We start from the raw sequence: 9,556 nt of genomic DNA on the forward strand, positions 1-9,556 counted from the left end.
CCTTTCGGAAGCGTTTCGTCAAGACAGAATGTGCATTTTATTTGCAAACATTTTATGAACAACTCACATCCTGCCTTGACGATGGTTTTATCCGCACATGGCGGCGTTGCGAATGTCGTTTTTGATAAGGCGTAGCACCTTATCGTCCATTGTTTCCTTGCTCGTCTGACTGAAATGGATGCCCACCATGTAGGTGGTCTTTCCAATCTTTCTGACAAGGACGGGTGCGGTCTGCTCGGTGGTTGTGGGTGCTGTGTTCTTTGTTTTTGCCATTGAATACCTCCTTGAAATGGAAAAAGCCAGACAGGGTGTGAGGGGCGGCAACGAAGTCCGGCAACGGGCTTCAAAAAACCTCAAACATAGTCCTATCTGGCTCTTTTACTATTTTTACTTTTTTCTTTGATTTCTCCGTTGCTTTCGTTGCCGGAGAAGAAAACTCCTTGTAAATAAAGGGGTTTTAAGGGATTAGCCCTGCAACGGGGTCGGCAACGGGATAGCAACTGGCTCGGCAACACGGTCAGTTTTTCAGAATGGAAGTTCCATCTGTCGGGCTTCTTCCTCGGTCAGTTCCCGAAAACCGTCAAGCAAATTTGAGCCTGTTGCCGATAGCTCGTTGCCGGACGGTGGGGTGCGTTCCCATCCTCGCTGTCTGCCGTACTTAGCAAAGATACGGGGATTTGAAAATGGTGTCCATCCCTCGATGCTGTTGTTCATAATCTCGTTGATTTCTCGGATTTCCCATTGCTTCGGCTCGTCAAAGGGATGGTTCAGAGCTTCTGCATAGATCAGCTTGGAGCAGACCTGTGTGCCGTTGTAATTATCAAGGAAAGACTGTATCAGTCCTGCCTTGGTGTCCTCCGGCATGAATTGCTTTTGCAGTTCTTTCAGTTCCTTGTCCATATCCTTGGATAAGGTCAGCCTTACAGGGAAATTATGATAGATGAACATGGCTTCTGCCCACATAAGGTCAATGAACGCTCTGGATGCAGCTTCATCTTCCAGAATGTGAACCACGGCATTTTCGGGGTGTACCATGATGGGCAAGAACCTACGGTTGCCGCTTCGGTCAAGGGGCAGAAAGTCCATTGTATTGGAAGAACCGCCGAACACGCATTGCCTAAGTCGGTCTGCCGGATGGGTTTCATACGGCACTTTATAGGTTTCTTTCGCCCTGCTGATAAAGGACTTAATATCCTCAATGCTCTTGGCGTTGGCTGTGGCAATCATTTCCGACATTTCGATTATCCAATGCCCCTGCATCTTGCGGTAAACATTGTCATCGTCAATCTTCTTTAGGTCATCGGAAAACCATTCGTCCTTGACTGCCAACAGTCGGAAGAAAGTGGACTTTCCTGCACCTTGCCCACCAACAAGGCAGAGCATGACTTCAAATTTGCATCCGGGCTTGAATACTCTGCTGATAGCTCCCAACATGAACAGTCGCAAGCATTGATAGGTGTACTCGCTGTCCTCTGCACCGAGGAAACGGGTCAGAGCGTAGCGGATGCGTTCTGTGCCATCCCATTCCAGACTGTTCAGATAGTCACGGATGGGGTGGTACTTATTGCAGTCAGCGACAATGGAGATAGCTTTCTGGATTTTCTTCTCGCTCGTCAATGCGTATTTATCTTCCAGATAGAGCATCAGATAATTCAAGTCCGTATCGTTGAGTGTCGCTGTCTGCTTGCTCCACCAAAGGGGCTTTACAATGTCGATACGCTCCGTGAGAATGTTGTACCTGACAGCACCTTGCAGATATGGGTCATTCTGAAATACTGTCAGACAGTTCCTTATGCTGTTCTTGATAGCTCCGCTATCGGTCAAGTCCAGACTTCCTCTGACTTCTTCCACGGTCATGCTCGGCTGTGGGTTCTGCAAATCGCTGTTCAAGTTTCATCACCTCTTTTCTTTGCTCGGCAACCAGAGCTTTCTTTTCTTCGGGAGTGCCGTACAAGAGAATATCAAGCAGATATTCGATATAGCTTTCTCTTTGCAGGGCTTCCACGAACAGGGGATGCCATTCATCCTCCGGCTGTATCGGTGCGTACTGCTGTTTCCATGCTCGGAGAGAGTGGAAGTAATCGGTCAGCACCTTGTAGCATCGGTTTTCTTCCTGTTGGTATCTCTGTTCGGGGGTAGGTTCTCTAATCTTTGGTCTGACGGATGGCTTCTGTCTGCTGTCATAGCAGATACCAAAATCATCAGCTAACTTCATGGCGGCTTCTTTGCTTGGCAGTCCGAACAGTCGAGAAACAAAATCAACTGCATCTCCGTCTGCTTGGCAAGCGAAACAATGGAAACGCATATCCACTTTCATGCTCGGATTTCTGTCATTGTGAAATGGGCAGACTGCCATGCCGTGACGATTGACACGGATGCCGTACATCTCTGCCGCCTGTCGGGTGGTAACATTGTCTTTTATTGCTTCAAATACATTCATTGCATCATCCTTTCGGGAAACAAAAAAGGCACTCGACATTTTCGCAAAGAAAACGGCAAGTGCCTGTTAGAGTTCCATATTCTGTTTTTTGTGCTGCGGAGCTTTCTGCTCCGGCTGTTTCTTGCCCTGCTCCTGCAGGAACTTCACTTTCTCCGTTACGGAGTGCTTCGGTTCGGGCTTCTTCTCGACTGCCTGTTCCGGCGTGAGGACTTTGCCGACCCAGTAGCGAATATCTTTCATCGGCTGTAATTCCTCTTTGACGGTTGCAAGCTGTCCGGCAAGTTGGCTGTGGGTTGCTTTCAGCTTGTCATACTCGGTTTGCAGAGCATCCAGATTTACATTCAAATCAACGCCCTGTTTTTTCAAATAACGGAACGCCTTATTGAAGCTGTCCAGTTCGTCCTTATGGCTTTCTGCAAAAGCGGCTTGCCTTGCTTTCCAACCAATTTTCAGATACTTGTCATGGACTGCCTTGTGGGTCTTGCAGTCTGCCACGGCGTTCTGTATGCCGGTAATGACTTTCATTCGGGCAGATGCTTTTTTCATTTCGGCATTGATTGTCTGGGCTTTCTCATTCACGCCTTGCAGGGCGGTGTCCAAATCTTCCAGAGTGAAAAGCTCATGTTCTTTTAAATAGATCAGAGCTTTGGAGACAGCTTTCAAATCATCGGCTGTGCCTTTCTGCTGTCCGTATCTCGACCAGTCGCTGCGTTCTGCCTTTCGCAGATTCATATAGTCACGGAGCAGAGTGGAGAGGTCGGGCGAAGCATTTTTCTTTTCGGCTTCCATTTCTGCAAACGCTTCTTTTGTGGCAGACACAATATCCGCAATCCAGTCTCGCAGATTTTTGATGGTACTGCGGATAGCGTTCATCATGCGGTTGGCGGCTTTAATATCTCGGTTCAGATTGCCGATATTGGTTTCAATGCCCTTGCGCTCCAGAGCAGAAACGGCGGCTCCCATGTGGACAGTCGGGATAATGTCAAGCCCTTGTCTTTCATAGGAACGCATATCCACACGCTCGGCACTTCCGGCAAGCTCCAGATATTTATTCTGAATGACTTCCCATCCGTGTCGCCATTCCTCGGCGTGATACTGTTCGTTCCAGTCAACGGTATCTTCCTTATGGCTTTTCCATCTGCCGGACGGGAGCTTGATACGCTCGCCGTTCTCGTCAAGGTCATAAACCTTTCGGCTCTTGGGCATCCACTTTCCGTTTTCATCAATGGCTCGCATGGTCAGCATGATGTGGCAATGGGGATTGTGTCCCGGAGGATCTGGGTCATGGATTGCAAAATCACAACACATTCCTTTGGACACGAAATGCTCATTGCAGTATTCCTGCATCATCTGCGGACACATTTCAAGTGGCATTTCTCTCGGCAGGGCAACAACGAAACGCCTTGCAAGCTGTGAGTTCCATTGCTTCTCCACTTCCTCGGCAGAGTTCCAGAGTGTAGCTCGGTCTGCGTATTCGGGTGGTGCATTGGTTGGGAGCATGATTTCCGTGTAAACAACCTCATGCTGTTTTCTGCGGTGGTCTTTGTGCTTCTGGTCATACTCGGAAAACAATTTTTCTCCGGCTTGGTAGGCGGCTCCGGCAACGGCAGAGTTGCCTTTGCTTCTCTGAACAATTCGTATGTTCAGATGGGGTACTGGCATTTTGTTTGAACCTCCTTTCTCGGTGCAATAAAAAATGACCGATACTTTTCAGCAGCGGTCAGATGGGGAAAGTATAAAACTTGCTGACGGTGAATGATTGCTTGCAATCATTCATCGGCGGCAAGTCCACAAAGGGGTAGCTGTCACAAGACAGCGCAGGGGAAGTGTAGCTTCCTCTGGATGATTGGAGCAAAAGACTTTTGCGGAAATCATCAAGCTCCCTGCAAGGGGCTTTCGGCAGAACGCAATCACCATCTTTAGGTGGTGTATAATTGCGCCCTGTTTCTCAACAGGGTTTTTAGCTCCCGTTCGGTTGCTCATTTTCCTTTCGGTTCGCAATCAGCATATTCAGCTTCTTTTGAACCGCTTCGCTGTGGAAGATGAAAGTCAGAAGCTCCATCACATCATCGTCCGTCAGAATGGTCGGTTCTCTCAAAAAGGTTTCCAACATTCCGGCACGAGTACAAAGGCGGTGGGTTCTCTCGCTTCGGGTCAGTCGCTTGATTTCGCTTTCCAGTCGCTTTTCCTTGTGCTTGGCTGCGGTCAGCTTTTTCTCCGCAACATACTGTTCTCGTTTCAGCTTTTCCAACTTCTCATTGGACATCGGGTCAACTCCTTTCGCAATAATGGATAAAACAAAAGCGACCAACTTTTTACGGTTGATCGCCTTTGGCTTAGTCATTATTCAAATGAAATGTAAATAGTTAAATTATCGGGTATGTAGCTGATACTCAATCCTTTTTCGTCATTAGATAGAAGCGTACCAATAGAAACATAGTCCTGTCCCTTGATTTCTTCTGATACATCCTCAATCACGGAGAAGCCTTCTTGTTTCAACAGCTCCATATATTCGTTATAAGCACTTTCGTCTATATCTACAATGCTGATACTGCAATTCTCGTGTTCTGTATCGAGCATAGCCCACGCAACTGTACCGGACGGAACAGGAAGTCCCTCTGTGTATTCATTCACAGGCCATACACCCTCATCAAGCATCGTAATACTTTCAGATTGTGTATTGCTTGTGTTTCCTGTGCCAGTTGGTGTTGTTCCCAGGTTGGAACACGCTGTCAATGACAGCATAAGTAAAACCGCAAGTATTGAAATATATTTTTTCATAGTTACCTCCTGTTGTTGCGGACTGTTCGGATAATCTGAATGACAGCAAATGTAACAGCGATTATGCCGACCACTAAAATGACTTGTGATGCATCAAAACCGAAAGTCCCCTCAACTTGAATGTTTGTCATTGCGTCTGCTTGCCCGATAGCTCCATCTGGCACTTTATCAGATTTTGCAGTAGCATAAATTACAAAAGCAACAACAGCTACCACAAGGGAAGTAACGCTTGAAATAATCCCTTTTCGTTTCTGGGGAGCAGAATTATCAATTCCAAACTGTTCTGCTGTATTGTCAGCAAATTCTTTTGGTGTCCCCAACCTTTCGATTACCTGTTGTTCAGTTTCTCCATGCTCTGCAGCAGAAGCAAAGATTTCATTCAGATCACGCACAACCTCAGTTTTGGCTTTGCGTGATAAATTCAATTCCTTTTCAACCTGCTTAATATATTGTTCTTTCATTCTGACACCTCCGTTTGTTGATAGCTGGCGATAAAGCCATTTACGCAATCTGTGTAGCTTGCCCAAAACATAATCAATTCCTGTAAAACTTCCTTTCCTTTGGGAGTAAGGGAGTAATATTTCTTAGAGCCACCATTAGCTGCCGCTGGTGCTAAACGACATTGAATTAGCTCTGCCTCCTGCAAGCGATACAGAATAGGGTAAATCGTCCCCTCTTTCGCATATCCCAAAACAGACGCACTGTTATTTAACTCTGTGATAATTTCATAGCCATAGGTTTCTTTGCGTCCGATTAAGGATAAGAGTATCATTTCAAGAGAGCCTTTTTTGAATTGTTGCACATACTTATTATCCATACTCTCTACCTCACTTTAGTTTTGCTACTTAGCATACCTAAATAGCAAAACTAATTATACTACGGTCTGCAAGTTCAGTCAATATAGTTTGAAAGAAATTCACATCTATAGCGGTAAATTTTACATTTTCGTCATATTCGATACCTTATACATCCCTATGTACTTGCGGTCAAAACATCGGATACAGACCCGACATTTTGACCGCATATCAACCCTAAACGCTACATTATTCCGTCTGACTGACGAAACCGTTTTGCTTGGCGTTCTCGCTTGCTTTTCGTCTGCGTTCCTCGCTGTACGGCGGCTGCAGACGGATGGACAGTCGGGACTTGTCCAGAACATAGGACACGCCGCCTTGCTCGTAGGTCTTTTCCAGTCGGCAAAGGTCGGGGTACTTCTTGGAGAACGCCGCCAGTCTGTTCCTCAGTCCGGCATTGTAGGTCTGGATGTGTGCTGTGTCCTCGCCCTCGTTGAACAGGACGATAGTTTCCTTTTCGTACTTCGTCAGCTTACTCATATAATCTCTCCCTAATGGAAATCGGCTGATTATCGGAATGGTACTTGTGGTGGGCGAAGTGTTCTACTTCCAGTCTCATGTTGTAGAAGAAACAGCGATACCATCTGTCGCAGCTCTCGTCACTCAGCTTGACTGCCAGAGTGAAGAACAGCTTCTTTGCCGCAGGATCGGGAGCAAGTGCAGCCGCAAAACGCAAGCGTTCAACGGTGGCTTCACGGTTCGGACAGCCAAAGGCATAAAGGGCTTTCTTTTCGTTCATAGACATTCTCATAGATAAATCCTCCTTGAAATTGTGAAATTAAAAGCGACAGAGACTTCACAAGGAAATACCTGTCGCTTTGCTTACGGTATGAAATTGTGGGGTCTGAACTTGCTGAATTGTCCAGTCTTTTACCTCTACTTAGTAGGTGGGAAGAATGGGCTGTGGAAGATTTCGCACATCATCAGAACGCCCATTGTAAAGCCATACTTGAATTGGACTTCATTGGTTATGTTGCCCTCGTCTGCGTGACTGTCGCAGAGCTTTTCAAGCAAGGCGTAGTCCTCTTTGCTTAGCTTGTCCTCGAAGAAAGACATAATCCTTGCAATCTCCCCGGTGGCTTCACGGAACTTGTCGGACTTTGGTACGACATTCTCGCTTGCGTAAATCTCGCCATTGAACAACGCTTCTAAAATCATAAAATTTAACTCCTTTCTCAGCAGTAAATCAGTTCGCCCTTGATGGTTTCCTCTGCCTGTGCAACGCAAGCGTTCATCTGGCGAACCCATTCGATTTGGTTTTCTGCTTTCAACTGCTCCGTCACGCCGTATGCTTTTGCAAGCTGCGGAATGATGATTTCCAGTCGCTTCTTGGCGGCTTCCTCAATCTCCGCACAATGCTCATAGAGCGTTTCGGACAGTACCATGTCGGAAAAGAGGATGGGGTGTGCCAGTCGCAGATACTCCTTTCTCATTCGCCCCCATTTTCCGAGACGGATATTCGGCTTTGCCAGTTTGATGTCGGGTACATAGTAGTCTCCGCACTTGATAAAATTGAGTTCCATAGTGTTTTCCTCCTTGAAAATATATTTTGTTTATTACGCACATCGGGATTTTTCGGCTTCTGCTTCGGCAGCTTCTTTTTCCTTTTTACGCTGTCTGTATCTGCGGACAGTTTCATTTCTGCGGTCTTTGCGTTCCTGCTCTTTGAGTTCTGCCAGTCGCTTTTCTTCCTCTTGCCTTGACAGGACTTCATCTTCGGTATCTTCCACCACAAACTGACCGATGAAATTGAAGTAGAGGTCAATGCGCTGGGTGCGGTTGGCGGTTCTGCCGCCAGTCGCTTCATAGACAACGATTTTGTCAATAAACTCATTGAGCATGGTCTGTGTGATTTCCGTAAAGTCACGGTATCGCTTTACCAGTCGGACAAACATTTCTCCGCTTTCTTCCTCTTGCCGGAGTTCGCTGATCTTCGCTTCGATTTCAGCGACCCTTGCTTCAAGCTCCTGTTGCTCGGTGTCATACTGAGCCATGAGCTTTTCAAACTGTCTGTCGGGTATCTTGCCGGATGCGTTGCCCTCATAGAGTTTTTTGATGAAATTATCCAGTTCTGCAATACGCTTTTTTGCGGTTACAAGCTCCTTTTTGCTGTCGGTCTGCACAACTGCTTGACTGGCACTTGTAAGCTCTTTGACTTGCTGTAAAAATGCCTGTTCATCTTTCAGCACATAGGCGGCAACCTTGCGGATAGCTTCATCCACCAGACTGTCCAGAGTGGATGCCTTGATAAAGTGCATCGTACACTCGCCGTACATGGATTTGTAGGTTGGACAGCGGAAGTTGCTGTCTGCATCGTAGGTTTTTCCGTCTGCTCTGTGCTGTGAATGTGGGCTTGCATAAGACAGGCGTTTTCCACAATCCGAACAGTAAAGCAGTCCAGACAAGCGGTGGGAGTAAGTCCCGTTAGCCAGAGTACGCTTTGTTTTCCTGCGGAGCTTCTGTGCCAGATGCCATGTTTCTTCATCGACAATGGCTTCATGGGTATTCTCAAAGATGATAAGTTCATCGGGTCTGGCTTTTCTTCGCTTCTTGGTCTTGAAGTTCTCGCAGATGGTCTTTCCCAACACGGTATGCCCCATGTATTCCTGCTTTTCAAGAATATAGGCAACTGCGGTACAGTTCCAACGATATGGGTCATGGTAGCTGTGGTTTCGGCTCTCTCCATGCTCGGACTGTTCCAGATATGCAGACGGTATCAGCACCTTTTCCTCGGACAGCTTATTTGCAATCGCCTTTGTCCCCATACCGTCAATAATCATCTGGAATATTCTGCGGACTACCTTTGCGGCTTCCTCGTCAATCAGCAGATGGTTCTTGTCCTCCGGGTCACGCTTATAACCATAAGGGATAGCACCGCTGCATCGTTTTCCGTCCTGCATCCTTGAACGGAAGATAGCACGGATTTTGTTGCTTGTGTCCTTTGCGTACCACTCGTTCATAATGTTCAAAAACGGAGTGAAGTCATTTTCGCTTGGATTGGCACTATCCACGCCGTTGTTGATTGCGATAAATCGGACACCTTTTTCGGGAAACATGATTTCCGTATAAAAGCCGACTTTTAGATAGTTACGCCCAAACCTCGACATATCCTTTACGCAGACAATATCGACTTCTCCTGCTTCGACTGCGGCAATCAGAGACTGAAATCCGGGGCGGTTGAAGTCAACGCCACTATAACCATCGTCCGTGAAATGGCGGATATTCTTAAATCCCTGTGCCTTGGCATACTCCTCCAGATATTTCTTCTGGTTGGTGATACTGTTGGATTCGCCCTGCATTTCATCGTCACGGCTCAATCGCTCATAGAGGGCTGTGTACTTAGTTTTCTTGGTTTCCATTGGCTTCCTCCTTTCTGGAAAATTCATATAGGGTACAGAAAAAGCCACATGGCAGAAGATTTTCGTCTTACCGTGTGACTTTTTCTCTGTCCTATATTATTGTAACCCTTCGGGTCAGTGAC

The 9,556-nt window shown here is 46.8% G+C and carries 13 protein-coding genes; all 13 read right to left on the reverse strand.

What is annotated here, in order from left to right:
- Window positions 1–87: 87 nt before the first annotated feature.
- The 13 genes from DW922_RS16725 to DW922_RS16785 all read right to left on the reverse strand — a co-directional run bounded on the left by DW922_RS16725 (window position 88) and on the right by DW922_RS16785 (window position 9,434).
- Window positions 88–273, reverse strand: coding sequence for a transposon-encoded TnpW family protein (locus tag DW922_RS16725; protein WP_069989216.1), 186 nt, complete (start codon window positions 271–273; stop codon window positions 88–90).
- A gap of 252 nt (window positions 274–525) precedes the next feature.
- Complete coding sequence (locus tag DW922_RS16730) at window positions 526–1,857, reverse strand: virulence-associated E family protein (protein WP_117760457.1); 1,332 nt, start codon at window positions 1,855–1,857, stop codon at window positions 526–528.
- A complete protein-coding gene (locus tag DW922_RS16735; protein ID WP_117515783.1) occupies window positions 1,814–2,440 on the reverse strand; it encodes a CHC2 zinc finger domain-containing protein in 627 nt (208 codons plus the stop codon). Before DW922_RS16735 ends, DW922_RS16730 begins: the two co-directional genes overlap by 44 nt.
- Window positions 2,441–2,506: 66 nt before the next feature.
- Window positions 2,507–4,102 (reverse strand): MobQ family relaxase, encoded by a 1,596-nt coding sequence (gene mobQ / locus DW922_RS16740; protein ID WP_117515784.1) that lies wholly within the window; start codon window positions 4,100–4,102, stop codon window positions 2,507–2,509.
- A 298-nt stretch (window positions 4,103–4,400) separates the two neighbouring features.
- Window positions 4,401–4,706 (reverse strand): DUF3847 domain-containing protein, encoded by a 306-nt coding sequence (locus DW922_RS16745; RefSeq protein ID WP_069989220.1) that lies wholly within the window; start codon window positions 4,704–4,706, stop codon window positions 4,401–4,403.
- Window positions 4,707–4,783: 77 nt separating this feature from the next.
- A complete protein-coding gene (locus DW922_RS16750; protein WP_069989221.1) occupies window positions 4,784–5,221 on the reverse strand; it encodes a DUF6591 domain-containing protein in 438 nt (145 codons plus the stop codon).
- Between the two features lie 2 nt (window positions 5,222–5,223).
- Window positions 5,224–5,682 carry a DUF1700 domain-containing protein gene (locus DW922_RS16755; RefSeq protein ID WP_069989222.1) on the reverse strand — a complete coding sequence of 153 codons (459 nt, stop codon included), beginning with the start codon at window positions 5,680–5,682 and terminating at the stop codon, window positions 5,224–5,226.
- Window positions 5,679–6,038: a PadR family transcriptional regulator gene (locus DW922_RS16760; RefSeq protein ID WP_069989223.1), complete on the reverse strand. Its 360-nt coding sequence runs from the start codon at window positions 6,036–6,038 to the stop codon at window positions 5,679–5,681. Before DW922_RS16760 ends, DW922_RS16755 begins: the two co-directional genes overlap by 4 nt.
- A gap of 226 nt (window positions 6,039–6,264) precedes the next feature.
- Window positions 6,265–6,555: a molecular chaperone gene (locus DW922_RS16765; protein ID WP_117515785.1), complete on the reverse strand. Its 291-nt coding sequence runs from the start codon at window positions 6,553–6,555 to the stop codon at window positions 6,265–6,267.
- Window positions 6,548–6,826 carry a ferredoxin gene (locus tag DW922_RS16770; RefSeq protein ID WP_243004528.1) on the reverse strand — a complete coding sequence of 93 codons (279 nt, stop codon included), beginning with the start codon at window positions 6,824–6,826 and terminating at the stop codon, window positions 6,548–6,550. The genes DW922_RS16765 and DW922_RS16770 overlap by 8 nt, the downstream gene beginning before the upstream one ends.
- 125 nt (window positions 6,827–6,951) lie before the next feature.
- Window positions 6,952–7,233, reverse strand: coding sequence for a DUF6809 family protein (locus tag DW922_RS16775; protein ID WP_117515786.1), 282 nt, complete (start codon window positions 7,231–7,233; stop codon window positions 6,952–6,954).
- A gap of 17 nt (window positions 7,234–7,250) precedes the next feature.
- Entirely contained in the window at window positions 7,251–7,598 is a 348-nt protein-coding gene (locus tag DW922_RS16780) for a TnpV protein (RefSeq protein ID WP_117515787.1), read from the reverse strand.
- 33 nt (window positions 7,599–7,631) lie between these two features.
- Entirely contained in the window at window positions 7,632–9,434 is a 1,803-nt protein-coding gene (locus tag DW922_RS16785) for a recombinase family protein (protein WP_117760458.1), read from the reverse strand.
- Between the last annotated feature and the right edge of the window lie 122 nt (window positions 9,435–9,556).

This window comes from Clostridium sp. AM42-4, assembly GCF_003480105.1.
GTDB lineage: Bacteria > Bacillota > Clostridia > Lachnospirales > Lachnospiraceae > Brotaphodocola.